This is a genomic window from Corallococcus sp. CA054B (assembly GCF_003611625.1).
In the GTDB taxonomy this organism is placed as follows: Bacteria; Myxococcota; Myxococcia; order Myxococcales; family Myxococcaceae; genus Corallococcus; species Corallococcus coralloides.
The window spans coordinates 15,485-41,325 of sequence record NZ_RAVY01000069.1; the positions used below are offsets into that span (position 1 = coordinate 15,485).

Below are 25,841 nucleotides of genomic sequence, written 5' to 3' on the forward strand. Positions count from 1 at the left end.
CATGGCGCTGTTGTCCATCCGCAACGTCTTCAAGAGCTACTTCCTGCACGGCAAGCGCATTGACGTGCTGCGCGACGTGTCGCTGGACATCAACGCCGGCGAGCTCGTCTCCATGATTGGCGCGTCCGGCGCGGGCAAGAGCACCTTCCTGCACGTGCTGGGCACGCTGGACGCCCCCGCCGCCGGTGAAGTCCTCTTCGACGGCAAGTCCGTCTTCTCCATGAACGACGCGGAGATCGCCGAGTTCCGCAACCGCACCATCGGCTTCGTCTTCCAGAGCCACTACCTGCTGCCGGAGTTCACCGCGCTGGAGAACGTGGCCATGCCCGCGCTCATCCAGCGCAGGGACCGCGGCCCGTCGTACGCCTACGCCCGGGAGCTCCTGGAGCGCGTGGGCCTGGGCAGCCGCGTGGACCACCGCCCCGGCGAGCTGTCCGGCGGCGAGGCCCAGCGCGTGGCCCTGGCGCGCGCCCTGGTGCTCAAGCCCGCGGTGCTGCTCGCGGACGAACCCACGGGCAACCTGGATCCCACGACAGGCGAGGGAATCCACCAGCTGCTCCGGGACGTCAACCGGGACCTGGGCATCACCGCCGTCGTCGTCACGCACAACGAGACGCTTGCTCGCTCCATGCCCCGCCGCCTGAGACTGGCTGGCGGGCAGGTGTCGGAGGCCTGATGGCCGCTCGCTTTTGGATTGAGGGGCCCTCCCCCCATCCCGTACATTGCCCCGCCTTTTCCTGGCCGGACTGCACTTGAGGCTCACCGTTCTGCGCAAGTCATTGCTCCCGCTGCTGGCGGTCGCCCTGTGGGCGCTCGGGCCCGTTTCCGCCTACGCCCAGGTGGACGTGGACGCGGGTTCGCCCGCCGTCGTCCCCCCGTCCACTCCCGCCGCCACGCCCGTTTCGCCTCCGGATGGGGGCTCTCCTTCGGGCGCGGACGCGCCGCTGGCGTCCTCTCCGGACGACGAGGACACGAACGTCTCCTCCTCGGATCGCGTGGTGGAGATCCGCATCGAGGGCAACCGGCGGGTGGAGTCGGAGGCCGTCCGCCGTGCCATGCGCACCCGGGTCGGTGATCCGCTCAACCGCTCCGCGGAGGACCTCCGCGCCATCTGGGCCTTGGGCTACTTCACGGACGTGCAGCTGCTCGCGCAGCGCATGGCCAACGGCATCGCGTACGTGGTGCGCGTGGCGGAGCGCCCCACCATCCGCGCCGTGGCGCTCCAGGGCAACGAGGAGCTCAACGCGGAGGACCTGAAGGAGCAGCTGGATCTCAAAATCGGCACCATCCTCGACATCGAGGCCGTGCGCGCCACGCAGAAGAAGATCCAGGAGAAGTACGTCGAGAAGGGCTACTTCCTGGCGGAGGTGACCTACAAGCTGGAGCCGGTGGATGGCGGCGCCGCGGTCACCGTCGTCTACATCATCAACGAGCACTCGAAGGTGATGGTGAAGCAGATCGTCCTTCAGGGCGCGGAGAAGGTGTCCCCGGAGGAGCTCAAGGCGACCATGATCACGAAGGAGGGCGGCTTCCTGTCCTTCTTCACCGGCGAGGGCACCTACCGCGAGGAGGCCTTCCAGCGCGACCTCGCCGTCATCCAGATCGCCTACTACGACCGCGGCTTCATCAACGTGCGCGTGGACAAGCCCACCGTGCAGCTGTCCGCGGACAAGCGCGACATCTACATCACCCTGCACATCACCGAGGGTGAGCCGTACGACATCGGGAAGATCGACTTCGCGGGCGACCTGGAGCGCCCGCCGGAAGAGCTGCTGCGGCTGATGAAGTCGCGCCCCAAGGAGCGCTTCAACCGCGGCCAGCTCTCCACGGACATCTCCAACATCTCCGACGTGTACTTCGACAAGGGGTACGCGTACGCCAACATCAACCCCATCACTTCCGTGAACGCGGAAGACCGGACGGTGGACCTCACCTTCGACATCCAGAAGGGCCCGCTCGTCAACATCGAGCGCATCGACGTCGTCGGCAATACGAAGACGCGCGACAAGGTCATCCGCCGCGAACTGCGCGTCTACGAAGGCGAGCTCTACAACGGCACCGGCGTGAAGCGCAGCCGCGAGCGCGTCACCGCGCTGGGCTTCTTCGAGACCGTCGAAATCACCCAGCACCCGGGCAGCTCCGACAACGCCATCGTGTTGCAGGTGGAGGTGAAGGAGAAGGCCACGGGCACCTTCCAGGTGGGCCTGGGCTTCTCCAACGTGGAGAACTTCATCTTCACGGCCCAGGTGTCGCAGAACAACTTCCTCGGCTGGGGCCAGAGCGTGTCCGCGTCCGCCCAGATTTCGGGCCTGCGCTCCCTTGTCCAGCTGTCGTTCTACGACCCGTACTTCCTGGACACGAACTACCTCCTGTCCGCGGAGTTCTTCCGCGTCCAGGCGGACTATGACGGCTTCATCCGCAACTCCACGGGCGGCACCATCTCCCTGGGCCGCCAGCTGGTGGACGACGTGCTCGCCACCGTTGGCTACTCGCGGGAGTACGTGGACGTGCAGGCGGGGCAGGGCATTGGCGCGGTGCTGCTCGCCAACCAGTTCCAGTCCGGCGTCACCAGCGCGCTGCGCCTGTCCGTGTCCTTCGACCGGCGCGACAACCGCCTCTTCCCGTCGCGCGGCTTCATCCACTACGGCTCGGTGGAGACGGCGCCCTCGTTCCTGGGCGGCACGTTCCTCTTCAACCGCTACACCGCCTACTCGCGCCTGTACTTCCCCATGCCGCTCGGCTTCGTCTTCAAGACGAACGCCACGCTGGGCTACGTGCAGCAGCTGGACTCCAGCAAGCCGCTGCCCATCAGCGAGCTCTACTACGTGGGCGGCATCAACACGATCCGCGGCTACTACCTGCGCAGCATCAGCCCCACGCTGCTCGTGCCGCGCGCGGACAACCCGGACGCCAACGTCACCGAGTTCCGGGTGGGCGGCAACAAGCAGCTCATCTTCAACTTCGAGCTGGAGTTCCCCATCTTCGAGAAGGCCGGCCTGCGCGGCGTGCTCTTCTACGACGCCGGCAATGCCTTCGGCTCCAACGAGAAGTTCTTCGAGGACCGGCAGGACAAGCTGCCGCTGGGCCTCTTCCACGCGGCGGGCTTCGGCTTCCGCTGGTTCTCGCCCATCGGGCCCCTGCGCTTCGAGTGGGGAATCCCGCTGACCAAGCGGCCGTCGGACGACAACATCCTGTTCGAGTTCACGATCGGTAACTTCTTCTGATAGGCATTGACCCCAAGGCCTTCCCGGCCCACCCCTTTTCCGCCCCACCCGGGCGGAAGTGAACAGGCCGGGATGGCGGACGTCGGAGCCTGCAGCACCCTTTCCGAGGAGCCTTGACCCATGTCGCTTCGAAGCACCCTGGCGGCCGCCGCCGCTGTCCTGTCGCTCGCCCTCCCGGTTGCCGCTTCGGCCGCCGAGCTCAAGGTGGCCTACGTCGACCTGCAGCGCGTGCTGCTGGAGGTGGATGACGGCAAGGCCGCCAAGGCCCGTCTCCAGAAGTGGCTGGAGGACCGCCAGAAGGAGATCGACAAGGAGCAGGAGACGCTCCGCAAGGAGAAGGACACCCTGGACAAGCAGGCCAGCGCCATGAGCGAGGCCACGCGCACCCAGAAGGCCACCGAGCTCCAGAAGAAGGTGATGGAGCTGGCGCAGAAGTACGAGCGCAGCCGCGCCGAGGCCGCCAACAAGGAGCGCCAGGAGATGGAGCCCATCGTCAACCGCATCGACCAGGTCATCGCGTCCATCGCGGAGCGGGACGGCCTGGGCATGGTGCTGGACAAGCGCGACTCCGGCATCGTCTTCGCGCTGTCCCAGTACGACATCTCCAACGAGGTCGTGCGCAGCTACAACAACAGCGCCTCCAAGAAGCCTGCGCCGGCGGCCAAGGACGCCCCGGTCAAGAAGTAGGCGTTGGACACCCCCGTGCCTTCCGCACCCAACGCGCACCGGCTGGGGGACATCGCCACCCACGTCCGGGGTGAGCTGCTCGGCGACCCCGGACTGCTCGTCCATGGCCTGAACGGCCTGGAGGAGGCAGTCCCGGGGGAGGTGTCGTTCTACGGCAACCTCCGCTACCGCAAGCAGTTCGAGGCCACCCGCGCCTCGGCGGTGCTGGTGGGGACGGATGCCCCCGCTCGTGACGGCGTGGCCCTGGTGCGGGTGCCCAACCCGCACCTGGCCTACGCGAAGCTCCTCACCCTGTTCCACCCGGCCCCCCGGCCCGCCGCGGGCATCCACCCGGCCGCCCACGTGCACCCGGAGGCCACGGTGCACCCGGAGGCCACGGTGAAGGCCGGGGCGGTGGTGGAGAAGGGCGCCCACGTCGGCGCCCGCACGGTGCTGCACCCCGGCGCCTACGTGGGGGAGGACGCGCGCGTCGGCGACGACTGCGTGCTCTACCCGCACGCCACGGTGCGTGAGGGGTGCGTGGTGGGCTCGCGCGTCATCCTCCACGCCTCGTCGGTGGTGGGCGCGGACGGCTTCGGCTTCGCCTTCGACGCGGAGGGCGAGGACGGCCCCCGCCACTTCAAGATTCCCCAGGTGGGCATCGTCCGCATCGAGGACGACGTGGAAGTCGGGGCCTGCACCTGCATCGACCGCGCGACGGTGGGTGAAACGGTGGTGGGCCGCGGGACGAAGCTCGACAACCTGGTGCAGATCGCCCACAACGTGCGCGTGGGCCCGCTGTCGCTCATCTGCGCGCAGGCGGGTGTGTCGGGTTCGGCGGAGGTGGGCACCGGCGTGGTGCTGGCGGGGCAGGTGGGCGTGGTGGGCCACATCCGCGTGGGAGACCTGGCCAAGGTGGGCGCGCAGTCCGGCGTCGCCCATGACGTTCCAGACGGGCAGGTCGTCAGTGGCAGCCCCGCCATCCCCCACAAGGAATGGCTGCGCGCCAGCGCCGCGTCGGGGCAGCTGGCGGACCTGCTCAAGGAAGTGCGTGCCCTTCGCAAGAGGGTGGAGCTGTTGGAGAAGGAGAAGGGCGGATGATGGACATTGGCGAGATCCAGGCGCTGCTGCCGCACCGCTACCCGTTCCTCCTGGTGGACCGGGTGGTGGAAATCGTGCCGGGCCAGAAGCTCACGGCCTACAAGAACGTCACCATCAACGAGCCCTTCTTCAACGGCCACTTCCCGGGGCACCCGGTGATGCCGGGCGTGCTCATCCTGGAGGCGCTCGCCCAGGCGACGGCCATCCTTGCGTATAAGACGGAAGCCATGGACCCGACGCGGCTCGTCACGTACTTGATGGGCGTGGACAACGCGCGCTTCCGCAAGCCGGTGGTGCCCGGAGACCGGCTCCAGCTGGACATTGAAGTCATCCGCCACAAGGGCGCCATCTGGAAGACCAAGGGTGTGGCGTCGGTGGATGGCGCCAAGGTGGCGGAAGGGGAGTTCCTCGCCACCGTGGTGGACAAGAACAAGGCCGCCAAGGGCGACGAGAGCGCGGCGCCGTAGGGCGCGTCATTCGCGCTGCTGAGGAGAGAAGGACATGGCGCAGGTTCATCCCACCGCGGTCGTCCATCCGGGGGCCCGGCTCCACGACACCGTGGAGGTGGGGCCGTTCTCGGTCATCGGGCCGCAGGTCGTCATTGGCGCGGGCACCCGCATCGGGCCGCACGTCGTCATCGAGGGCCGCACCACGCTGGGGGAGCGCAACAACCTCTTCCAGTTCTGTTCCGTGGGCGCGGCGCCCCAGGACCTGAAGTACGCGGGCGAGGACACGGAGCTCGTCATTGGCGACGAGAACCAAATCCGTGAGTTCGTCACGGTGAACCTGGGCACGGTGGCCGGCGGCGGGGCCACTCGCCTGGGCCACCGCAACCTGCTGCTCGCCAACAGCCACATCGCGCACGACTGCATCGTGGGCAATGAAGTCCTCCTCGCCAATGGGGCCGCGCTCGCGGGCCACGTGGTGGTGGAGGACTCGGTGAAGATCTCGGGCCTCGTGGCGGTGCACCAGTTCACCCGGCTGGGGCGCTACGCGTTCATCTCCGGCGGCTCCATGGTCACCATGGACGTGCCCCCGTACTGCACCGTGCAGGGGGACCGGGCCACGCTGGTGGGCCTCAACACCGTGGGCCTGGAGCGCGGCGGCTTCACCGAGGAGCAGATTGGCCGCGTGAAGGAGGCCTACCGCATCCTCTTCCGCTCCAAGCTGGGCCTCCAGGACGCGCTCGCGCAGCTTCGCGGGGAGCTCTCCGGCCACCCGGAGGTGGAGCACCTGGTCCGGTTCGTGGAGACGAGCAAGCGCGGCGTCACGCGCTAGGCCCTTTCACGAGGGAACGAAAGGGGAGTGGGTGGAGCGCATCGGGCTCATCGCCGGGAACGGCCAGCTTCCCTTCCTCTTCGCGCGGGCCGCCCGTGCGCGCGGCCTGGAGGTGGTGGTGGCCGCGCACCGGGGAGAGACGGACCCGGCGCTGGAGCAGGAGGTCGGCCACTTCGCCTGGGTGCGCGTGGGGCAGGTGGGCCGCATCCAGAAGGTCTTCCGCCAGGCGGGCGTCACCCGGGCGGCCATGGCGGGCGGCATCGGCCACGTGCGCGCGCTCACGGAGGCCCGGCCGGACCTGGGCGCGGTGCGCATCATCTCCCGCCTGCGCAGCTTCCGGGATGACGCGCTCCTGCGCGCCGTGGCCGCGGACTTCGAGGCCCAGGGCATCACCATCATCGCGCCCACGGACTTCCTGGGTGAGGTGCTGTGCCCCGAAGGGCACCTGGCCGGCCCCGCGCTGAAGCCCGCGCAGGAGAAGGACGTGGCCCTCGGCAGGGAGGTCGCGGTGCTCCTGGGGCAGGCGGACGTGGGCCAGACGGTGGTGGTGCGGGATGGCCACGTGCTCGCGCTGGAGGCCGTGGAGGGCACCGACGAGACCATCCGCCGGGGCGCGAAGCTGGGCGGCCCGGGCGCGGTGGTGGTGAAGCGCTGCAAGCCGGAGCAGGACCTGCGCTTTGATTTGCCCGCCGTGGGGCCTCGCACGCTGGAGGTCATGGCGGAGGTGGGCGCCCGGGTGCTGGCGCTGGAGGTAGGGCGCACGGTGCTGTTGGACGCACCCGCCCTCTTCGCAGGGGCCACCGCGCGGGGCATCACCCTGGTGGGCGTGCGGTAGGCTTCCGCGGGAATCCGTTCCCCCGGGCTGGAGTTGCCTCCCCACCTCCCCCCGCGACGCCGAGGTTGACGCCGCATGTCCGTCCGACTCCTACCTCTCGTGGCCCTGCTGGGCCTGCCGCTCACTGCCTCCGCGGAGGCCATCCGGGTGTCACTGGAAGGCAAGGCAGCGCTGGGTGAAGGCGTGCCCGCGCTGCTCATCCATATCGAGGAGCCCATCGACGGCTTCGAGGTGAAGCTCAAGCGCAGCGACGGCAAGACGGTGGAACTCAAGGGGGGCGGCAAGCCGGGCATCACCCGCCGCGTCGCCCTGGAGCAGCCGGAAGGGAAGTTCCACTACGAGGGCGAGCTCACCGTGCGCTTCCCGGGCGGGGCGGAGCCGGGCTCCATGCCGCTCTCCTTCGACACGGAGCTCAATGGCCCGCTGAAGATGGAGGTGCGCCCGGAGGACGTGGACGTGCCCGGCCGCAAGCTGCGCTTCACGCTGTCCCGCCCGGCCGCGAAGACGGAAGTCACGGTGAAGATGGACACCGGCAAGACGGCCTTCGCGGGCGACGTGGACTTCAAGGGCGCGCCCGCGGGCACGCCGCTGGAAGTGAAGTGGCTGCCGGCGGAGGGCAAGGTGATGCACATCCGCCTGAGGGCCTACGACACCTCCGACTTCTACACGGGCGTGGACCTGTACCCGTGGCAGGTGGACATCCCGCATGAGGAGGTGACCTTCGCCTCCGGCCGCTCGGACATTCCTCCGGCGGAGAAGGGCAAGCTGGACGCCAGCTACAAGAGCATCACGGAGGCGTTGAATAAGTATGGCCGGTGGGCGTCGCTGCGCCTGTACGTGCTCGGGCACACCGACACGGTGGGCAGCACGAACGACAACCGCGAGCTTTCGCTCAAGCGGGCGAAGAGCATCGCGTCCTACTTCCGCCAGCGCGGCCTGAAGGTACCAGTGTTCTACGAGGGCTTTGGTGAGCAGTCCCCGGCGGTGCCCACGCCGGACGAGACGGCGGAGGCGGCCAACCGCCGCGCCGAATACATCATCGCGGTGGAGGACCCGTCCCTGACGAACGCGCCCTTCGCCCCTCGCTGGCGCAAGCCTTGAGGTGTCACATGGTGGAACTTCCTCGCATCCGTTGGGCGCTCGCCGTGGCGGGCCTGGGCTTGCTGGGGACGGTGGGCTGCGTGCGCACCGTGCCGTATGCGCAGCGCGTGGAGGTCGAGGACGAGAAGTGCACGCTCCTCCAGGCGCTGATGCGCCAGCCCGCGCCCGCGAAGGCCATCCAGAAGTTCGTCGCCGAGGGCAAGGAGGAGAGGGCCCCCGTGGTCGTCTACGTGCGCCACCCGGAGGAGGCCACGCTGGAGCGCTTCTTCACCGGCGACACCCAGTGCGCGAACGAGTCGTTCAAGGTCGTGCAGGAGAACGTGGTGGACGCCGTGGTGGTGTACCTGCAGGAGGTCCAGGGCGGCTACGCGTACGACGCGCAGCGCTCCAGCCCGGACCGCCTCACCATGGAGGGCCGTCCCCAGGGCACCGTGCGCAAGGACGGCGCCGTGTGGGTGGCGGGCGCGGACGCTATTTGAGCAGGTCCTTCGCCCCGTCCGCGATGAACTGCACCGCGATGGCGGCCAGGATGAGCCCTGACACGCGCTCCAGGATGGCGACGCCGGACTGACGCAGCACCCGTTGCACCAGGCTGGACGCGTTGAGGATGAAGTAGGTCGCGGTGAAGGTCAGCACCACCGCCGCGACCACCGGCAGCGCGGAGACGAAGGACGTCCCGGAGCGCGCCATCAGCACCATGGCGGTGGCGATGGCGCCCGGCCCCGCGAGCAGCGGAATGGCCAGCGGGACGATGGCCACGTCCTCCTTCACCACGCCCTCTTCTTCTTCCGTGGGGCTGGTGCGCGTGGAGGACGGACGGGCGCGCAGCATGTCCAGGGACGTAATCAGGAGCAGGATGCCGCCCGCCACGCGGAAGGCGCCCAGCGACACGGCGAACACCTGGAAGATGACGCGGCCGAAGACGGCGAAGAACAGCATCATCCCGCACGCCACCAGACAGGCGCGCAGGGCGGTGCTTCGTATCTGCTGCTTGGTGTCCCCCGCCGTCATCGCCAGGAACAGCGGCACGACGCCAATCGGGTCCACCACGAAGAAGATGGCGGACAGCGACACGAGGAAGGTGGACACCATCCCGGACATCGTCATGGTGCTCTAGACCGTGAAGCGCAGCTTCCAGACCATGCCCAGCGCTTCGACGAAGATCTTCTTGTTCATCTTCGAGTGCCCCACGCGCCGGTCCTCGAACACGATGGGGACCTCGCGCACGGTGAAGCCCTTGCGCAGGGTGCGGTAGGTCAACTCGATCTGGAACGCGTACCCGGTGCTGCGCACCTCATCCAGGTTGATGCTCTCCAGCACGCGGCGGTTGAAGCACTTGAAGCCGCCGGTGAGGTCGCGCACGTCCACGCCCAGGATGCTGCGCGCGTAGAGCGAACCGCCGCGGCTGATGATCTTCCGGCCCACGCCCCAGTTCACCGTGCCGCCGCCATCCACGTAGCGCGAGCCCAGCACCAGGTCCGCGCCGCCTTCCGCGGCATCCAGGAAGGTGGGCAGGTAGCGCGGGTCGTGGCTGAAGTCCGCGTCCATCTCCAGGATGAACGTGTAGCCCTCGGCCAGGGCCCACCGGAAGGCGGCCAGGTACGCGCGGCCCAGGCCCTCCTTCTTCTCGCGGTGGAGCACGCGCACGCGAGGGTTCTTCGCGGCCAGCTCGTCCGCCAGCTGCCCCGTCCCGTCGGGCGAATTGTCGTCGACGACGAGGATGTCCACACGGGGGTCCGCCGCCAGCACCGCCTGGGTGATGGGGCCGATGTTTTCCCGCTCGTTGTAGGTGGGGATGCAGACCAGCGCACGGTTCATGACCCGGCGGACATACCCCAAACCCGGCGCTGGAACAGCAGAACCGACGCCAACCCGGTCGGTTCTCCGGCTCAGGAGACAGGGCGCGGGGGCAGCAGCTCCAGCACCGTCTGGGCCGCGCGGTGGGCGGCCCCCACCTCGCCCAGGCGCCCGCGCACCTCGGCCAGGCCCTGGACCATGGCGTCGCGGGGCTCGCCGGGCAGCCACACGCGCCGCACCTCGGAGGCGATGTTCTCCGGAGTCATCTCCCCCTGGAGCAGCTCCGGCACCACGCGCCGGCCCGCCAGCAGGTTGATGAGCGACACGAAGGCCACCTTCAGCATCAGCCGGCCCACCCAGTACGTCACCAGCGACACGCGGTACACCACGACGAGCGGCCGCTCCATCAGCCCCGCCTCCAGCACCGCCGTGCCGGAGGCCACCACCGCGGCGTCGCTCGCGCCCACCACCTCCGGGGCGCGCCCGACCACCAGGACCGGCGTCACGCCGCTGCCCTCGAAGCGGGAGAGGATTTCCTCCTTCGCGATGGTGGGCGCCACCGGCACCACCACCTGGAGGCCGGGCCGCTCGGAGACGAGCTGCTTCGCGGCCCCGACGAGAGTGGGGAGGATGCGGCGGATCTCACTCATCCGGCTGCCGGGCAGCAGCGCGAGCGTGGGAGCGTCCTCGGGCAGGCCCAGGCGCTGGCGGAACTCGCGGGCGCTGGCGGACTTGGGCATCTGCTCCAGCACGGGACTTCCCACGTAGCGTGCGGGCACCCCGGCCTCCCGGTAGAAGTCCTCCTCGAAGGGCAGGATGCAGAGCATCCGGTCCACCAGCCGCTGGATGGTGCGCACGCGACCCCGGCGCCAGGCCCAGATCATCGGGGACACGTAGTAGGCCACCGGGATGCCCAGGGCCTTGAGCTTCTTGGCCAGCCGCAGGTTGAAGTCCGGGATGTCCACCAGGATGGCGCAGTCGGGGCGGCGCTCCTCGGCGGCCTGGGCCAGGTCCTTCATGATCCGCAGGATGCGGGGGATGCGGGGGAGCACCTCGGTGATGCCCATGACGGACACTTCCCGGGCGTCGTGGATGAGCTCCACCCCCCGGGCGGCCAGCCGGGCGCCTCCCATGCCGAAGAAGGTGAGGTCCGGGCGCAGGGCCTGGAGGGCGGCGACGAGCTCCGAGGCGTGGGTGTCGCCGGAGGCCTCGCCGGCCACGACGAGGATGCGGGGGGAGGATGGCTGCGTCATGGGAGGCAAGACCCTCATCGTAGCTGATGCGCGGAGGGAGGGAGGTTGTAGACTGCGGCCCCCTTGAAGACGCTTCTGCTCGCTGAGAGCCACCCCCCGACCCTGGAGCACCTGACGGGCTTGCTCTCGCAGGCCGGGTACACCGTTCGGGCGGTGAATGACGCCGTGATGGCGTTGGAGCACTTCTCGGCGGACAACCCGGACGTGGTGGTGCTGGGCGTGGACCTGCCGCGCGTGGAGGGGCAGCACGTCGTGCACCTCATCCGAGGGCACAGCCAGGGCGGGCGGGTGCCCATCGTGGCCATCGACAAGGGACACCTGGGCCGCGCGAAGGGCGTGAGCTCGGTGCTGGACCTGAAGGTCAACGCGTACATCCCGGATCCGCTCAAGCCGGGCGAGCTGGTGCCCCGCCTGGAGGCGCTGGTGAAGGCCGCCCAGGCCGTCCCGCTCACGGGCCTGGCCGCCACGCTGTCGCGCCCCGCGGTGGCGGCGGGAGAGCTGAAGGCCTTCCCGCTGCCGGCGCTGCTGCACTCGCTCTACCGGCTGCGCCGTGACGGCGTGCTGGTGGTGGCCCTCAAGGGGCTGTCGCGCCGGGTGTACTTCCTGCGAGGCGGGCCGGTGAACTTCGACTCCTCCGCGAGGGAGGACGCGCTGCCCCGCTTCCTGCGTGAGCGGAAGGTCCTCACGGAGGCGCAGGAGCAGCCGGTGGTGGAGTCGCTCGCCTCCGGGCTGCGCATCGGCGCGGCGCTGGCGGACGTGGGCGTGGAGGCGGTGGGCGAGGACCTGCTGGCGCTCCTGCGCGACTTCACGAGGGATCGGCTCGGACGCGTGCTGGCCATGCGCGAGGGCCGCTACGCGTTCTACGCGGGCGACGAGTTCTCCTCCGAAGTGGCCTCCGTGGATCAGCCCGCCCTGGCGCCGCTGCTGGAGGCCGCGCGCAAGCGGATGCCCCTGCGGGTGGTGGCGGGCGCGCTCAAGGCGCACCTGAACGAGTACCCGGTGCGCTCGGCGGACTTCGGTCGGGACCTCCAGTCGATGGCGCTGGACACGGAGGACATCAAGCTGGCCATGCAGGTGAATGGCCGCATCGTGCTCAAGGACCTGCTGGCGCACGGGCGCGCGGAGCTGCGCGCGGCGTACACACTGCTGTGGTTCCTCAAGCTGACGGGCGGCGTGACGTTCTCCGCGACGCCGGTGGCCACGGGGTCGGACGTGCTGAGCGCGGCGGCGGTGCCGGACGTCATCGCGCCGCGCAAGCGCAAGAGCCTGCCTGCGGAGACGGCGGCGGCGCTGCGCGAGGAAGCGGTGCGCATCATCACGCGCAGCTACTTCGGCGGGCTGGGCCTGGACCTCGCGGCCGACAAGGAAGCGGTGGAGCGCGCGTACCACGAGACGGCGATGCGCTTTCACCCGGACACCTACGCGGAGTTCGACATCTCCGACCTGCGCGACCTGTTGGAGCAGGTGCAGGAGAAGCTGTCCGCGGCGTACCGCGTGCTGAGCGTGGACGAGAAGCGCCGCGCCTATCTCCAGTACTTCTTCAGCCGGCAGGAAGTGGTGGGCCGCGCGACCGCCATCAACGTGGACGCGGAGCTCGCGCTGCGCCGGGGCGAGTCCGCGATGAAGCGGGGCGACTACAAGGCGGCCATCCAGGGCTTCGAGGAAGCGGTGTCGCTCAACGGCAGCGAGCCCGAGTACTACTCGTACCTCGCCTGGGCGAAATACCGGGGGTCGCCCGGGTCGCTGATGCAGCGGGCGCTCGCGGCGCGCAAGGTGCTCAAGCAGGCGCTGACCTTGGACCCGTACCTGGAGCGGGCGCAGATCATCGCGGCCATCATCGAGATCGACCTGGCTGACGCGCCGCTCGCGCGAAAGAAGCTGATGAAGGTGCTGGAGCTGAACCCGTATTCGGTGCTCGCGAGGGCGGCGTTGCAGAAGGTGGTGAAGTAGTCATGCATCACGCGCTCTGGCGGCTGCTCCGGTACGCGAAGCCGCACGCGGGAATCCTCGCCCTGGCCTTCGCGTGCATGGCGGTGTTGGGGCTCGCGACGGGCGCGTACGCGTACCTGCTGGGCCCGGCGCTGCGCTTCCTGTTGTCGGGAGGAGAGGAAGGCTTCGCGAGCGCGCACCGGGTGCCGTGGCTGGCGGACCTGCCGCGCGAGGCGGCGCTCTGGGGCTTCCCGGTGTTCGTGCTGGCGGTGGGCGCGGTGAAGGGCGTGGGGTACCTGGGCCAGTTCTACTTCATGGGCCTGTTCGCGCAGCGAGTGGTGAAGGACCTGCGGCGCGACCTGTTCCTGCGGCTCACGGCGCTGTCGCCGTCGCAGCTCTCGAAGGAGCGGACGGGAGACCTGCTCAGCCGCTTCTCCTCGGACGTGATGGCGGTGGAGCTGGCCGCCATGTACACGGTGGGTTCGTACCTGCGGGACACCATCCAGGTGGTGGTGCTCGCGGGCGTGGCGCTGGCGATGAGCCCGGTGCTCGGAGGGCTGATGCTGGCGGTGATTCCGCTGGCGGCGCTGCCCGCTTCGAAGCTGACGCGCAAGGTGCTGAAGGGAACGCGAGAAGGGCAGGCCCACCTGGGGCAGCTCGCGGGCCAGCTGCACGAAGGGCTCGGAGGCCTGCGCACCATCCAGGCCTTCAACGGCCAGGAGGCGGAGCTGGCGCGCTTCGAGTCCTACGCGAAGGCCCACGAGGAAGCGGTGGTGGGCGCGGCCTGGGCGCGAGGTGGTGTGCCGGGGGTGATGGAGGTGCTCGCCGCGGCGGCGCTCGCGGGAGCGCTGGGGTACGCGGCGGCGACGCGGGCGATGGAGCCGGAGGCGCTCCTGTCGCTGCTCACGGCGGTCATCCTCGTGTACCAGCCGGTGAAGGACCTGGGCCGGGTGACGCAGTTCGCGGTGCAGGCGGGAGCGGCGGGAGAGCGCCTCTTCGCGCTGCTCGACCTGAAGCACCCCGTGGAGGACGCCGCGAACGCGGTGCCGGCGCCCGCGCTGCATGAGTCGCTGCGCATGGAGGACGTGCGCTTCTTCTACGGCGAGCGCCGCGCGCTGGACGGGCTGACCCTGGACCTGAAGGTGGGGCAGGTGGCGGCGCTGGTGGGAGGCAGCGGAGGCGGCAAGAGCACGGTGACCTCGCTGCTGCTGCGCTTCGAGCGTCCCCAGCAGGGGCGCATCCTCCTGGATGGCGTGGACGCGGACACGTACACGGCGGCGAGCGTCCGGAGTCAGTTCGCGCTGGTGACGCAGGAACCGCTGCTCTTCCACGGCACCGTGCTGGAGAACCTGAGGCACGCGAAGCCGGAAGCGACGAAAGAGGAAGTGGAGGCCGCGGCGAAGGTGGCGAACGCGGACGCCTTCATCCAGGGCCTGCCGCAGGGCTACGACACGCGCATCGGCGAGCGAGGCGTCACCCTGAGCGGAGGCCAGCGCCAGCGCCTGTGCATCGCGAGGGCGGTGCTGTCCAAGGCCCCGGTGCTGGTGCTGGACGAAGCGACCAGCAGCCTGGATCCGGAGAACGAGCGAGAGGTGCAGGCCGCGCTGGCGAAGGTGCTCCCCGGCCGGACGGCGCTGGTCATCGCGCACCGGCTGTCCACGGTGACGAACGCGGACGTCATCCACGTGGTGGAGGCGGGCCGCATCGTGGAGAGCGGACGCCACGCGGACCTGCTCCAGAAGGAAGGCCGCTACGCCGCCATGTGGCGCCTGCAGACGTCAGGCCCTGTCGAGCGGGGAGCGGCGTGAGCAAGGCGGGCACGGCGAAGCGGCCCCTCGCCCTGGCGATCCGAGCCGTGTTCGGTGTGCTGTTCCTGCTCCTGGGAGTCGCGGGCTTCTTCGCCTTCGCGGCGGGCTTCGCGGACTACCCTGTGGTCGAGCCCGCACCGAACACGAAGCCGTGGATCCGCGGCGCGTACCACGTGCACACCACGCGCTCGGACGGGAACGGGACGCCCGCGAAGGTCGCCCGGGCGGCGAAGGCCGCGGGCCTCGACTTCGTGGTGCTCACCGACCACAACGACTTCAAGCCGCCCGCCGCGACCTGGGTGGACGGCGTGCTGCTCATCCCCGGAGTGGAGATTTCGACCAACGCGGGCCACCTGGCCGCGTTCGGCATGCAGCGGCCCATCGAAGGCGTGAAGCCCTGGGGGCCACCGGAGCAGGCGGTGGCCGCGGTGGAAGCCGCCGGAGGGACGGCGGTCCTCGCGCATCCGGTCCAGACGAAGAACCCCTGGAAGGACGAAGCGACAGCGCATCAGGTCTCGGGCTTCGAGTTGTACTCCGCGGACACCTTCTTCCGGCAGGCACTGCGAAGCCCCGTGAGCCGGCTCCTGCCCGCGGTGGGGGCCTCCCTGGTGAATCCGGTGCACGGCGTGATGCTGCTCGCGGTCCCGGAGCCACGCCCGACAGAGCGCTTCCTGGAGCTGGCGCGAGAGCGCAAGCGCATCGCCCTGTGTGGCAATGACGCGCACGGCGTGCCCGCGTACGAGGACATCTTCAACGCGCTCGACATGGAACTCCCGCCGGACGTGCTGAAGGGCCCCCTGTCCCAGAACGCGCGAGAAGCCGCGACCCAGGTCACGCAGGCGCTGGCGAGTGGTCAGGCCCTCTGCGTCTTCCGTGCGCTCGGAGCCCCTGAGGGCTTCACCCTGGAAGGCTTCGACGCGAACACGAGGGAAGCCCCCGTGGGCACGGTGCTGACGGTCCGCCTCCCGGAACACACCCCAGGCACGCTGGAGGTCCGGGTGTGGGGCGACGGCCGCCTGCAACCCGACGGGCAGCACATCGAGCTGACCGGTCCCGGAGCAGTCCAGGTGGAGGTCTGGGCCCACGCGCCCGGACGTTTCTTCGGCCATGAGTGGCGGCCCTGGCTGGTCCCCAGCCCGGTGCGAGTGGTGCCGAGACCGCCGGGCATCTGATAGAGCGCGGGACGTCGCCCATGCGCCTGCTCTACGTCGTCGCCACCTACGTCCTCTTCGCGCTGCTGTTTCCGGTGCTCTGCGTGTACCGGAAGACGCGTCACGGGCTGAAGCAGAGGCTGGGCTTCTACGGGCCGGGCGACATCCCAAGGGGAGAAGGCCCGCTGCTGTGGCTGCACGGAGCCAGCGCGGGAGACCTGCTGGCCCTGGCGCCCATGTTCGGCCCCCTGCGCCAGCGCTTCCCCGGCTGCCGCATCGTGCTCTCGACCATGACGGACAGCGGCCACGCGATGGCAAGGGACCGCCTGGCGAAGCAGATCGACGGAGTCGTGTACGTGCCCTACGACCTCTGGGGCGCGACGCGAAGGGCGGTGCGAGCCCTCCAACCGGACCTCCTCGTCCTCGAGTACACGGAGGTCTGGCCCAACCTCATCCGAGCCGCGAAGCAATCCGGAGCGAGCGTGGTGATGACCAACGGGCGCTTCTCCCCCGCGAACGTGGGGAAGTACCGGACGCTCTTCGGCCTCATCGAGAACCCGCTGAAGGACCTGGACCTGCTGCTGATGCGGCAGGACGAGGAAGCCGAAAGAGCGAAGGCCCTCGGAGCACCATCCGAGCGGGTCCTCACCACCGGAAACACCAAGTTCGACGCCCTCGCGGCGGGACCGGCCCCCGAGGATGAAGCCCTGCGAGCCGCCCTCGGCCTGACCGCAGCGGATCCCGTGTGGCTCGCGGGGAGCACGCACGAGGGCGAGGAAGAAATCCTATTGCAGGTGTATCAGCGTTTACGGGAACGCTGGCCCACGCTGAGCCTGGTCATCGCGCCGCGCTACCTGAACCGGGCGGAGCGGATCCAGACCCTCGCAAGGGAGCGGAACCTGACCGTGGGCCTGCGCTCGCGGGGCAACCCGGAGCGAGCGCCGGTGGTGGTGATGGACTCGATGGGCGAGCTGTCGCGAGCCTATCGCCTGGCGACGGTGGTGTTCGTGGGAGGCTCGTTCACGAAGCGAGGCGGCCAGAACATCCTGGAGCCAGCGGGGCAGGGCAGGCCGGTGTTGTTCGGCCCGCACATGGACAACTTCCGCGACAGCGTCGCGGTGCTGCAAGGCAACGGAGGCATTCAAGTGGCGGACGGAGAAGCCCTGCACGCCGCGCTGGAGGACCTCCTCGCCCATCCCGAGCGACGGCAGCAGCTGGGAGCCCGGGCCGAAGCCACGGTGCGCCGCATCTCCGGAGCCAGTGAACGCAACGCGGAGGCAATGGCCGCGCTAAGGAGGGCGCCTCGATGACACTCATCGTCCATCCACACTTCCACAAGCGCTACACGGGAGTGACCCGGCACGTGGAGTCCGTGGTGCCAGCGCTGGCCCAGGGCGACGAGACACGGGTCATCGGCTCCGGCCTGACGGAAGCCCTGCCGCGCATCACCTGGGGAGAGCTGATCCGCCGCTCGCACCAGGAGCCCATCGTCTGGCACGCGCACCGGAACAACGAGCTGCTGGCGGGAATGCTCCTGAAGGCGCTGGGAGGAAGGGTCCAACTTGTCTTCACGAGACACACGTCGGTGGCCCCCACGCGCTTCACCCGCTGGCTGGCCCGGGGCGCGGACGCGCTCGTGTCGCTCACGAAGCAGGTCTCCGACGCCATCGCGCTCCCCTCCACGGTGATTTCGCACGGCATCGACCTGCAGCGCTTCCATCCACCGGAGGACCGCGACGCGGCCTGGGCCCGGCTCCAGCAGGGAGGCCGCTACGGCATTGGCGTCATCGGACGCATCCGCAAGGAGAAGGGGCAGGGCGACTTCATCGAAGCGTTGAGGCCCCTGTTGCCGCGGCGGCCGGACTGGCAGGCGGTGCTGGTGGGGCTCGCGAAGGGGCCGGACCTGGCCTGGGTGAACGGGCTGCGCCAGGGCATCGAGGACCGGGTGCTCCTCGCGGGAGAGCAGTCCACCATCGAGCCCTGGTACCAGGGCCTGAGCATCCTGGTGCATCCCTCCTACGCGGAGGGCTACTCGCTGGTGCACATGGAGGCGATGGCCTCCGGGTGCTGCGTGGTGGCCTCGAAGCTGCCGTACCTGGACACCCTCATCGAGCACGGCCGCACGGGCTTCTTCTTCGAGCCCGGAGACGTGAAGGGCCTGCGCGACCTGTTGGACGAACTGACCCGCGAACCGGAGCGGGCTCGTCAGGTCGGCCGCAACGCACAAGAGGAAGCGCGCAGCCGCTGCGGCGTCGAGCACGAAGCCCGGGCGCTCCGTGACCTCTACCATTCGCTGGTGAACCGCTGATGCGCATCCTGCACCTGCTGGCGAGTCCCTTCTGGAGCGGCCCGGCGGAGAACGTCGCGCTGCTGGCCCAGGCGCAGCGGGCCCTGGGCCACGAAGTCACGGTGGCGGTGGACCGCAAGCGCCGGGACATCGCCGCCGAGGAGCCCGCCGTCCCCAGATTCCAACAGCTGGGCCTCCTGGACGACGGAGGCCTGACGTTGTCCGTGAAGTCCCCACCCTGGGAAATCTGGAGCGACCTGCGAGCCCTCCGCCGCAGGACGGTGGACGTGGTCCACGCCCACTTCACCCATGATCATCTCGTGGCGCGTTGGGGAACGCCGAAAGGAGCGGTGCGGATCCGCTCCATCCACGCGCCCCGGTCGCTGCGCTCCTCGCTGCCCGAAGCCGCCGCGTACACGGTGCCCGCGAGCCACCTGACGCAGAAGCTCGAAGGCCGGCATCGCCCCGTCCAGGTCCTGCCCGCGTTGGTGGACCCGATGTTCGAGCCCCCCAAGGACCGCAAGGCCCTCCGCCGGACCCTGGGCCTCGAGGACACGCACCTGGTGGGGATGATCTCCACGTTCCAGCAGAGCCGCCGGCACTCGCTGGGAGTCGAAGCCTTCGCCGCGTTCCGACAGCAACGTCCCGAAGCCCGCCTCGTGCTGGTGGGCGATGGGGCGCTGCTCGAAGCGACCCGGAAGCAGGTGTCGGAGCGAGGCCTCACCGAACAGGTGACGTTCGCGGGCTACCAGCAGGGAGCGGACTTCGCGAAGTGGCTACAGGCCCTGGATGAAGTCTGGATCCTCGGCTTGGGAAACGACTGGAGCGCGAGGGCCGCGGCCCAGGCCAGGGCCTGCGGAGTCCGAGTGGTCGCGGTGAACGAGGGAGCGCTCCCCGAACTGGCGGACGCGAAGGTGGACGCGCCCACGGTGGAAGCCGTCCTCACCGCCGCGCTGTCCGGAGCAAAGGCAGGCACCCGGCACCCGACGAACGAGCACATCGCCCGGGACATCCTGGCCCTCTATGAGAAGGCAGCGGAGCCACGGCGATGACGGGCGGACCCACGGCCCTGGAGCGGATCTTCTATCCGCCGGCACCGGAGCCCTGGACCCGTCGTGCCCTCCTGTCACCGCTCACGCTGTTGTCCTGGACCTACAGCGGAGCGGTCCGCCTCCGTGGCGCCCTCTACGACTCGGGACTGAAGCGAGCTGAACAAGTCGAAGGCCTGCGGGTCATCTCCCTCGGCAACCTCAACGTTGGAGGCACGGGCAAGACACCGGCGGTCCTCCATCTCGCGGAGTTGCTGATCCGCGAAGGGCGCAAGGTCGGCATCCTCACCCGAGGCTACGGACGTGAGTCCCAGGAGCCACTCACCTTCACGGGAGCGGAGCCCCTGCCCGAGGTGACACAAGCCGGAGACGAACCCCTGCTGCTCGCACGCCGGTGTCCGAGGGCCCGGCTCTTCGTGGGAGCGGACCGCGTCGCGGCTGCATTCCGGGCCAGGGACGACTTCGGCCTGGACACGGTCCTGCTGGATGACGGCTTCCAGCACCGCCGCCTGCACCGTGACGAAGACCTGGTGGTCGTGGACGAAGCCGTGGGGCTGGGCAACGGCCAGCTGCTCCCAAGAGGCCCGCTGCGAGAGCCCCCATCGGCCCTGCGCCGCGCCACGCTCCTCTGGCTGAGAGCCGCCTCGGGAGACGCCGCCCCCAACCCCTGGCTCGAAGCAGTGACCGCCCCCAGGGTCCGGACGCGCTATGGGCCCACGGGGTGGTGGGATCCTTCAGGCATCGAGCACGCGACGAACGCGCTCGAAGGAAAGCCGGTCCTCGCCCTGGCGGGGCTGGCCAGGCCCGGAGGCTTCCTGAAGACCGTGACCACGCTCGGAGCGGAGGTCCGGGACGCGGCCCTCTTCCCGGATCACCATCGCTTCACGGCGGACGAGCTTCGCCAGGTCGAAGTCCGGGCCCGCCAGCAGGGAGCGCTCGTGGTGACGACGGAGAAGGACGCGGTGCGCCTGCCCGCCGGCTTCGAGGCCTGGGTGGTGCGCCTGGGAGTGGAGGTCCTGGAGGGCGAAGCGCAGCTGAAGCGGGCGCTCGGGCTTGCGGGAGAGACGCGCGACTTGTGAGGGCTGGACCGCTGTGGGACAACGCGCGGCCATGCCAGCGGCCCCGTCTTCACGTCCGGCAGCTTCGTCCTCGCGCCTGCCACTCGCCTTCGCGCGCCGTCGGGTGTTGCTGGTGGGAGACCTGGTCGCCGACCACTACCTCTACGGACAGACGGACCGGGTGAGCCGCGAGGCCCCGGTGCTCATCGTCCGGTACGAGTCCTCGGAGGTGAAGCTCGGAGGCGGGGCCAACGTGGCGGCCAACATCCGCGCGCTGTCGGGGCAGGTGACGGCGGTGGGCGCCCTGGGCGTGGACTCGATGGGCAGCGAGCTGCGCAAGCTCTTCGAAGCCGCGGACATCCGGCTGGACGCGGTCAGCAGCCGGAGCATCCAGACGGAGACGAAGACGCGCATCCTCGCGGGGGGCATCAGCACGACGAGGCAGCAGATGCTCCGGGTCGACCGGGGCCAGCGAGGCCCCCTCCCGCCCCGGATGCGCAAGGCCATCGCCAGGCAGGTGGAGGTCGCGGCGAAGGAAGCGGACGCGGTGGTGGTCTCTGACTACGGCGCGGGCGTCGTCAGCGACGAGGTCCGGACCGTGTTGCGAAAGCTCGCCGCGGACGGCCTCCCGGTCTGCGTGGACAGCCGCTACGCGCTCGCCGCCTTCGCGGGCCTCACGGTGTGCAAGCCCAACGAGCCGGAGCTGGAAGCGCTCACGGGCCGTCCGGTGCGCACGAAGGAAGAGCTCCTGGAGGCAGGCCACGAAGCGGTCCGCAAGCTGGGCTGCCAGGCACTGCTGGTGACGCGAGGCCGGCATGGCATGGCCGTCTTCGACGCGAAGGGCGGCGTGGACCTCATCCCCGTGCACGGAGCGAAGTCGGCGGTGGACGTGACGGGAGCGGGCGACACGGTCATCGCGAGCTTCGCGTTGTCACTCGCGGCCGGAGCCTCGTTCGGTGAAGCCGCCAGGCTCGCGAACGTCGCGGGCTCGCTGGTGGTGCAGAAGCCCGGCACGGCGACGGTCTCCCGCGAAGAACTCCTCGAAGCGCTGCGGAGCTCAAGATGAACACCTTGGACAAGCTTCGGCCCCTCGCCGCCATCGCGGAGGAACGGGAACGCTGGCGCGAGCAGGGCCGCACGGTGGCCCTGGCCAACGGCGTCTTCGACCTGCTGCACGTCGGTCACGTCCGCTACCTGGAAGGGGCAAAGGCCCTGGCGGACGTGCTGGTGGTGGCGGTGAACTCGGACGCCTCCACCCGGGCCTACAAGGGGCCGGGCCGTCCGCACATCCCGGAAGCGGAGCGCGCGGAGCTGGTCGCGGCGCTGGCTTGCACGGACCGCGTCGTCGTCTTCGATGAGCCGAACGTGCGGACCATCATCCGAGCCCTCAAGCCCGACGTGCACGTGAAGGGGACGGACTACACGCCGGACTCCATTCCGGAAGGTGACGAGGTCCGGGCCTACGGAGGCAGGACGGCGGTGGCGGGAGACCCGAAGGACCACAGCACCACGGAGCTGGCCCGCAGGCTCGGCCGCGAAGGCGCGAAGTAGCCCATGGTCCTGGACCCGGCGCTGCGGTCCATCCTGGGGTGTCCCCACTGCAAGGGCCGGCTCGAAGAGCACCGGGGCCCCCTGCCCGAAGTCCGCTGCGGCAACTGCCTGAGAGCCTGGCCCGTGGAGGAAGGCGTCCCCCAGATGGTGCCCGAGCGGGAGCGACCGCTCACCCCGTGAGCGAGACCCGCTCCGCGACGAACGCCCGGACCTCCGAGGCCACGCGCTGCTCCAATCCCACGCCGGAAGCCCCATCCACGATGGGCGTCAGGTCCACCATCCGGTGAGGCGACACCGCATGGCCCCAGCGCTCCATTTCGATGCGTAGGAAGAACGCGAGCGTGGGTGCACCCACGGCGACCGACAGGTGCATGGGCCCGGTGTTGTTGCAGATGGTAAGGCCCGCGGTCCGCATGAGAGCCCCCAGCTCATCGATGCTCGTCGCCGGAGCCAGCTCCGCGCCCGGAGCGCCGGAGATCACGGTGCGAGCCAGGGCCTCCTCTCCCGGCCCCCACGTCACGACAGGCGAATATCCGAGCGAAATCAGCTCCCGGGCCGCCGCCGCGAACGCCTCCGCCGGAATGCGGCGCTCACCCAACCGCCCCCCTGGGTTGATGACCGCGCGCTGCGAACCTGGCCCGGAGAACGTCGCCAGATAGCCGCGGAACGCCTCGCCGAGCACCGGCTCCCGGAACGAAAGCCCCTGGGCGACAGCACCCTTCGTCAGGGGTGTCAGCAGGTGGGTGCGCTGAATGGCCTCATGCCGCGTATCGGACCGGGCGGGCACGGACACCGACTGCAACAGCGACACCGGCCAGATGCCGGGCCCGATGACGACCGCCTTGGGGCCCACCATCCGGGCGACGAGCGCGCTCGTCACGGACGGAGCACTCCAGTTGGCGCAGTCCACCACGATGTCATAGCCCGCGCGGCGAAGTGCACGGATGCCAGGCGCCAGCGGCCCCAGCCAGAGCAGGCGCCGGTCGAACGCCAGGACCGCGTCCACGTCAGGGTGGCCTTGGAGGACGCGAGCCACCTTGGCGTGCACCAGCACGTGCACTTCCGGCGGCGGGTGGAGGTGCGCCTTGAGGGTCCGCATCAGCGGCGTGGTGAGAAGGGCCTCGCCCACGCGGTTGTCGGGCCGGACGAGCAGGACCTTTCGCGGGTGGGGGAGGGGCGTCCCGGGAGAACGGCGACGTCCGGGGCGCCAGAACAGGAGGGAAGCCAGGAGCGCCAGTGCCAGCTTCGCCCACGTTTCAAGCCGCTTGTGCCACGCCATCGGCGGCGGACCCTACCAGAATTGGAACGGACACAAGACGCTGGCTTGACCTTGGGACCGAAAGCCCCTAGCACCCGGCCCGATGCTCAAAAGCATGACCGGATTTGGTTCGGGCCGCGCCCGCGTGGGGGACGAAGAGGTCTCCGTGGAAGCACGCTCGCTCAACCACAAGTTCTGTGAAGTGAAGGTCCGGCTTCCGCGCGAGCTGTCCGCGCTCGAGCCCGCCCTCGTGAAGCAGGTGAAGGATCGCCTCGCGCGAGGCTCGGTGGAGATCCTGGTGCGCCGGCAGGCCGCCACCGTCTCGGGCAACGTCCCCACGGTGGATGTCGCCCTGGCCCGCGAATATGCGCGCGCCTTCCGCGAGGTCGCCGAGGCCATGGGCCAGTCGGTGGAGATCGCCTGGTCGCAGGTGGCCAACCAGCCGGGCGTCATCCGCCTGGAGGAGAAGGGCGTGGACGTGGAGTCCGCCACCCAGGCCACGCAGACCGCGCTCCAGCAGGCGCTCTCGGCCCTGGAGACGATGCGGAACACCGAAGGCGAGTCCATCCACACGGACCTGGACGCCCGGATGAAGCTCATCGAGGGCTGGAGCCAGGAGGTCGCCCGGCTCGCGCCTCGCGCGGTCAGTGACTACCAGCAGCGGCTCACCGATCGCGTCGCGGAGCTCGCGCGCGGCGTCGCGGTGGATCCGCAGCGGCTGGCGCAGGAAGTGGCCCTCTTCGCCGAGCGCACGGACATCGCGGAAGAGGTGACCCGGCTCGCGACCCACCTCGAGCAGTTCCGGCTCCTGATGGCGAGCCCCGAGCCGGTGGGCCGGCGCATGGACTTCCTCGTGCAGGAGATGCACCGCGAGGTGAACACGACAGGCTCCAAGAGCCAGCACGCGGAGATCTCCGCGCGCGTGGTCTCGATGAAGGCCGAGGTCGAGCGCATCCGCGAACAGGTGCAGAACGTCGAATGAACGAACCCACTGGACTCCAGCCTGGCCTGCTCCTCGTCCTCTCCGCGCCGTCCGGAGCTGGAAAGACCACCCTCGCGCACCGGCTGCTGAAGGAGATGCCGGACGGCATCTTCTCCACCAGCGTCACCACCCGGCGCCCCCGGGGCAAGGAGCAGGAGGGCGTGGACTACCACTTCGTGGGAGTCGCCGCCTTCCAGGAGAAGATCGAGAAGGGCGAGTTCGTGGAGTGGGCCGAGGTACACGGCCACTTCTATGGCAGCCCCCAGTCGGTGGTGGATGAAGCCCGCACGCGCCGTGGCACCGCCATCTTCGACATCGACGTCCAGGGCGGGCAGGCCATCAAGCGCAAGCACCCCGACGCGGTCCTCATCTTCGTGCTGCCCCCCTCCATGGAGGAACTGGAGCGGCGCCTCAGGGATCGTCAGACGGACTCGGACGAAACCATCCGCCGCCGGATGCTGGCCGCCCGCTCGGAGATCGAGCGGGGAATCGCGTCCTACGACTACGTCGTGGTGAACGACGACTTCGAGCGCGCCTATCAGGAGCTGCGCTCGGTGGTGGTCGCGGAGAAGTGCCGGCGGGGGAGGGTGGACCTCTCCAAGCTCAAGCTCGGAAGCTGAAATCCGCCGGGGAATGGGTGGAGCCGCCCCACGGGTTCCCCCTCCACCACGTCGCACCGCGCTGGCAGCCTGCATCAAATATCTTGCGCTGCCCGATCGCCTGATGGATAAGCCGCCCACCTCGCGGCGACACGCAGGCGTCACCTCGGTGGCACCTGTGCGATGCGGTGGCGGTGACGGGAAGTTGACATTCTCCGATCCGATTCTTAGATGTTCGCCGCAGCAGGGCAGTCGATCAGCGGGCGTTGAAGGTGTCGGAGCGGGTTGCCGCCTCACGGGAGGCGGAGCAGATCGGGAAGCAGAAGCAGCAGTCGAGCGGTTGACACAAAACGCGGTGGTGGTACAAGCCGCGCCCCTCGCTTCGAAGCCCGCGCACTGGCGCGGAAGGAACTTCGAGGAGAGATCGGCACCGACAAGGAAATAGGGCAGTCAACGAGCGAGTTGACAGCAAACGCGGCGAAGAGATAGAAGCCGCGCCCCACCGAAGCAGCAGCAGTCCGGAAGGCAACACGACGGACGCAAAGTGGTGGGAAAAGCTGACAGCAAGCGGTTGACAGGGAGCGCGGCGCTGAAGTAGAAGCCGCTCCCCTTCGAAAAGAAGCGGCGGAAGTCACTGGACGGCGCCGACGAACTTCGAAGCAGCCCGCAGCCCGCAGGACGCAAAAGCGAAGTTGACGCTGACTGCGAACTGAAATAGAAGCTGCAACCCCGCCGGTTGAAACAAAACCGGCAACGAAGTAGACGGTAGCAAAAGTCGCGAAGCAAAACAAGCGGCTCGGTCTTTGAAAACCAAATAGCAAGCCCAAGCAGTAATGGATTGCGGAAACCGCAGTCAATTTTTTGAGGGCATCTTCACCTCCAAGAGCAGCGCTGAAAAGCGCAGCGAGGAGGGA

General features: G+C 69.4%; 25 protein-coding genes. 21 read left to right on the forward strand and 4 right to left on the reverse strand.

Features of this window, described 5'->3' with window-relative positions; all coding sequences use genetic code 11:
* Nucleotide 1 precedes the first annotated feature (1 nt).
* From D7V80_RS18500 to D7V80_RS18540, 9 genes are all read left to right on the forward strand, one after another.
* Nucleotides 2-676, forward strand: a complete 675-nt coding sequence (locus tag D7V80_RS18500) for an ABC transporter ATP-binding protein (RefSeq protein WP_120567698.1) — start codon at nt 2-4, stop codon at nt 674-676.
* 76 nt (nt 677-752) lie between these two features.
* Nucleotides 753-3,224, forward strand: a complete 2,472-nt coding sequence (bamA, locus tag D7V80_RS18505; RefSeq protein ID WP_233585487.1) for an outer membrane protein assembly factor BamA — start codon at nt 753-755, stop codon at nt 3,222-3,224.
* A gap of 120 nt (nt 3,225-3,344) precedes the next feature.
* The gene (locus tag D7V80_RS18510) at nt 3,345-3,911 is read left to right on the forward strand and encodes an OmpH family outer membrane protein (protein ID WP_014395493.1); all 567 of its coding nucleotides are present in this window, start codon (nt 3,345-3,347) and stop codon (nt 3,909-3,911) included.
* Between the two features lie 15 nt (nt 3,912-3,926).
* Entirely contained in the window at nt 3,927-4,991 is a 1,065-nt protein-coding gene (lpxD, locus tag D7V80_RS18515) for a UDP-3-O-(3-hydroxymyristoyl)glucosamine N-acyltransferase (RefSeq protein ID WP_120589429.1), read from the forward strand.
* Nucleotides 4,988-5,458 (forward strand): 3-hydroxyacyl-ACP dehydratase FabZ, encoded by a 471-nt coding sequence (gene fabZ / locus D7V80_RS18520; protein ID WP_014395495.1) that lies wholly within the window; start codon nt 4,988-4,990, stop codon nt 5,456-5,458. Before lpxD ends, fabZ begins: the two co-directional genes overlap by 4 nt.
* Before the next feature lie 34 nt (nt 5,459-5,492).
* The gene (gene lpxA / locus D7V80_RS18525) at nt 5,493-6,269 is read left to right on the forward strand and encodes an acyl-ACP--UDP-N-acetylglucosamine O-acyltransferase (protein WP_120589413.1); all 777 of its coding nucleotides are present in this window, start codon (nt 5,493-5,495) and stop codon (nt 6,267-6,269) included.
* 31 nt (nt 6,270-6,300) lie between these two features.
* Nucleotides 6,301-7,104, forward strand: coding sequence for an LpxI family protein (locus D7V80_RS18530; protein WP_120589414.1), 804 nt, complete (start codon nt 6,301-6,303; stop codon nt 7,102-7,104).
* 75 nt (nt 7,105-7,179) lie between these two features.
* Nucleotides 7,180-8,205 carry an OmpA family protein gene (locus D7V80_RS18535; RefSeq protein WP_120589415.1) on the forward strand — a complete coding sequence of 342 codons (1,026 nt, stop codon included), beginning with the start codon at nt 7,180-7,182 and terminating at the stop codon, nt 8,203-8,205.
* 8 nt (nt 8,206-8,213) lie between these two features.
* Nucleotides 8,214-8,684 carry a hypothetical protein gene (locus D7V80_RS18540; protein WP_120589416.1) on the forward strand — a complete coding sequence of 157 codons (471 nt, stop codon included), beginning with the start codon at nt 8,214-8,216 and terminating at the stop codon, nt 8,682-8,684.
* On the opposite strand, the gene D7V80_RS18545 is transcribed toward D7V80_RS18540, so the two are convergent.
* From D7V80_RS18545 to lpxB, 3 genes are all read right to left on the reverse strand, one after another.
* Nucleotides 8,677-9,306, reverse strand: a complete 630-nt coding sequence (locus tag D7V80_RS18545) for a MarC family protein (RefSeq protein WP_043323010.1) — start codon at nt 9,304-9,306, stop codon at nt 8,677-8,679. The genes D7V80_RS18540 and D7V80_RS18545 overlap by 8 nt on opposite strands.
* Before the next feature lie 12 nt (nt 9,307-9,318).
* The gene (locus D7V80_RS18550; RefSeq protein ID WP_014395501.1) at nt 9,319-10,023 is read right to left on the reverse strand and encodes a polyprenol monophosphomannose synthase; all 705 of its coding nucleotides are present in this window, start codon (nt 10,021-10,023) and stop codon (nt 9,319-9,321) included.
* Between the two features lie 71 nt (nt 10,024-10,094).
* Nucleotides 10,095-11,255: a lipid-A-disaccharide synthase gene (gene lpxB / locus D7V80_RS18555; protein ID WP_120589417.1), complete on the reverse strand. Its 1,161-nt coding sequence runs from the start codon at nt 11,253-11,255 to the stop codon at nt 10,095-10,097.
* Between the two features lie 63 nt (nt 11,256-11,318).
* Here lpxB and D7V80_RS18560 point away from each other — a divergent pair, with 63 nt between their 5' ends.
* From D7V80_RS18560 to D7V80_RS42275, 10 genes are read left to right on the forward strand one after another with little or no spacing between them, the layout of a single operon-like run.
* Nucleotides 11,319-13,205 (forward strand): DUF4388 domain-containing protein, encoded by a 1,887-nt coding sequence (locus tag D7V80_RS18560; RefSeq protein WP_120589418.1) that lies wholly within the window; start codon nt 11,319-11,321, stop codon nt 13,203-13,205.
* A 2-nt stretch (nt 13,206-13,207) separates the two neighbouring features.
* Nucleotides 13,208-14,992 (forward strand): ABC transporter ATP-binding protein, encoded by a 1,785-nt coding sequence (locus tag D7V80_RS18565; protein ID WP_120589419.1) that lies wholly within the window; start codon nt 13,208-13,210, stop codon nt 14,990-14,992.
* Nucleotides 14,989-16,164 carry a PHP domain-containing protein gene (locus D7V80_RS18570; protein ID WP_120589420.1) on the forward strand — a complete coding sequence of 392 codons (1,176 nt, stop codon included), beginning with the start codon at nt 14,989-14,991 and terminating at the stop codon, nt 16,162-16,164. Before D7V80_RS18565 ends, D7V80_RS18570 begins: the two co-directional genes overlap by 4 nt.
* Nucleotides 16,165-16,184: 20 nt before the next feature.
* Complete coding sequence (locus D7V80_RS18575; RefSeq protein ID WP_120589421.1) at nt 16,185-17,453, forward strand: 3-deoxy-D-manno-octulosonic acid transferase; 1,269 nt, start codon at nt 16,185-16,187, stop codon at nt 17,451-17,453.
* Entirely contained in the window at nt 17,450-18,451 is a 1,002-nt protein-coding gene (locus D7V80_RS18580) for a glycosyltransferase family 4 protein (RefSeq protein ID WP_120589422.1), read from the forward strand. The genes D7V80_RS18575 and D7V80_RS18580 overlap by 4 nt, the downstream gene beginning before the upstream one ends.
* Nucleotides 18,451-19,482 carry a glycosyltransferase gene (locus D7V80_RS18585; protein WP_120589423.1) on the forward strand — a complete coding sequence of 344 codons (1,032 nt, stop codon included), beginning with the start codon at nt 18,451-18,453 and terminating at the stop codon, nt 19,480-19,482. The genes D7V80_RS18580 and D7V80_RS18585 overlap by 1 nt, the downstream gene beginning before the upstream one ends.
* Nucleotides 19,479-20,558, forward strand: coding sequence for a tetraacyldisaccharide 4'-kinase (lpxK, locus tag D7V80_RS18590; protein WP_120589424.1), 1,080 nt, complete (start codon nt 19,479-19,481; stop codon nt 20,556-20,558). Before D7V80_RS18585 ends, lpxK begins: the two co-directional genes overlap by 4 nt.
* Nucleotides 20,559-20,589: 31 nt before the next feature.
* The gene (locus D7V80_RS18595) at nt 20,590-21,603 is read left to right on the forward strand and encodes a bifunctional heptose 7-phosphate kinase/heptose 1-phosphate adenyltransferase (RefSeq protein WP_120589425.1); all 1,014 of its coding nucleotides are present in this window, start codon (nt 20,590-20,592) and stop codon (nt 21,601-21,603) included.
* On the forward strand, nt 21,600-22,088 hold the full coding sequence (locus D7V80_RS18600) for an adenylyltransferase/cytidyltransferase family protein (RefSeq protein ID WP_014395511.1): 489 nt from the start codon (nt 21,600-21,602) through the stop codon (nt 22,086-22,088). Before D7V80_RS18595 ends, D7V80_RS18600 begins: the two co-directional genes overlap by 4 nt.
* Nucleotides 22,089-22,091: 3 nt before the next feature.
* Nucleotides 22,092-22,268: a Trm112 family protein gene (locus D7V80_RS42275; RefSeq protein ID WP_199738745.1), complete on the forward strand. Its 177-nt coding sequence runs from the start codon at nt 22,092-22,094 to the stop codon at nt 22,266-22,268.
* Here the strand turns inward: D7V80_RS42275 and D7V80_RS18605 are convergent.
* Nucleotides 22,258-23,367 (reverse strand): glycosyltransferase family 9 protein, encoded by a 1,110-nt coding sequence (locus D7V80_RS18605; protein ID WP_120589426.1) that lies wholly within the window; start codon nt 23,365-23,367, stop codon nt 22,258-22,260. The genes D7V80_RS42275 and D7V80_RS18605 overlap by 11 nt on opposite strands.
* A gap of 82 nt (nt 23,368-23,449) precedes the next feature.
* On the opposite strand from D7V80_RS18605, the gene D7V80_RS18610 reads away from it, so the two are divergent.
* Together D7V80_RS18610 and gmk are read left to right on the forward strand one after the other, a co-directional pair.
* Nucleotides 23,450-24,328, forward strand: coding sequence for a YicC/YloC family endoribonuclease (locus D7V80_RS18610; protein WP_120589427.1), 879 nt, complete (start codon nt 23,450-23,452; stop codon nt 24,326-24,328).
* Nucleotides 24,325-24,948: a guanylate kinase gene (gene gmk, locus D7V80_RS18615; protein ID WP_014395515.1), complete on the forward strand. Its 624-nt coding sequence runs from the start codon at nt 24,325-24,327 to the stop codon at nt 24,946-24,948. The genes D7V80_RS18610 and gmk overlap by 4 nt, the downstream gene beginning before the upstream one ends.
* Nucleotides 24,949-25,841: the final 893 nt, after the last annotated feature.

Coding starts and splice junctions, on each gene's coding strand:
- D7V80_RS42275 (WP_199738745.1), top strand. CDS start 22,092: ATGGTCCTGGACCCGGCGCTGCGGTCCATCCTGGGGTGTCCCCACTGC.
- D7V80_RS18510 (WP_014395493.1), top strand. CDS start 3,345: ATGTCGCTTCGAAGCACCCTGGCGGCCGCCGCCGCTGTCCTGTCGCTC.
- D7V80_RS18565 (WP_120589419.1), top strand. CDS start 13,208: ATGCATCACGCGCTCTGGCGGCTGCTCCGGTACGCGAAGCCGCACGCG.
- D7V80_RS18500 (WP_120567698.1), top strand. CDS start 2: ATGGCGCTGTTGTCCATCCGCAACGTCTTCAAGAGCTACTTCCTGCAC.
- D7V80_RS18545 (WP_043323010.1), bottom strand. CDS start 9,306: ATGTCCGGGATGGTGTCCACCTTCCTCGTGTCGCTGTCCGCCATCTTC.
- D7V80_RS18535 (WP_120589415.1), top strand. CDS start 7,180: ATGTCCGTCCGACTCCTACCTCTCGTGGCCCTGCTGGGCCTGCCGCTC.
- D7V80_RS18580 (WP_120589422.1), top strand. CDS start 17,450: ATGACACTCATCGTCCATCCACACTTCCACAAGCGCTACACGGGAGTG.
- D7V80_RS18600 (WP_014395511.1), top strand. CDS start 21,600: ATGAACACCTTGGACAAGCTTCGGCCCCTCGCCGCCATCGCGGAGGAA.
- D7V80_RS18550 (WP_014395501.1), bottom strand. CDS start 10,023: ATGAACCGTGCGCTGGTCTGCATCCCCACCTACAACGAGCGGGAAAAC.
- D7V80_RS18575 (WP_120589421.1), top strand. CDS start 16,185: ATGCGCCTGCTCTACGTCGTCGCCACCTACGTCCTCTTCGCGCTGCTG.
- lpxA (WP_120589413.1), top strand. CDS start 5,493: ATGGCGCAGGTTCATCCCACCGCGGTCGTCCATCCGGGGGCCCGGCTC.
- D7V80_RS18595 (WP_120589425.1), top strand. CDS start 20,590: ATGCCAGCGGCCCCGTCTTCACGTCCGGCAGCTTCGTCCTCGCGCCTG.
- fabZ (WP_014395495.1), top strand. CDS start 4,988: ATGATGGACATTGGCGAGATCCAGGCGCTGCTGCCGCACCGCTACCCG.
- gmk (WP_014395515.1), top strand. CDS start 24,325: ATGAACGAACCCACTGGACTCCAGCCTGGCCTGCTCCTCGTCCTCTCC.
- D7V80_RS18610 (WP_120589427.1), top strand. CDS start 23,450: ATGCTCAAAAGCATGACCGGATTTGGTTCGGGCCGCGCCCGCGTGGGG.
- D7V80_RS18605 (WP_120589426.1), bottom strand. CDS start 23,367: ATGGCGTGGCACAAGCGGCTTGAAACGTGGGCGAAGCTGGCACTGGCG.
- lpxK (WP_120589424.1), top strand. CDS start 19,479: ATGACGGGCGGACCCACGGCCCTGGAGCGGATCTTCTATCCGCCGGCA.
- D7V80_RS18585 (WP_120589423.1), top strand. CDS start 18,451: ATGCGCATCCTGCACCTGCTGGCGAGTCCCTTCTGGAGCGGCCCGGCG.
- lpxB (WP_120589417.1), bottom strand. CDS start 11,255: ATGACGCAGCCATCCTCCCCCCGCATCCTCGTCGTGGCCGGCGAGGCC.
- D7V80_RS18540 (WP_120589416.1), top strand. CDS start 8,214: ATGGTGGAACTTCCTCGCATCCGTTGGGCGCTCGCCGTGGCGGGCCTG.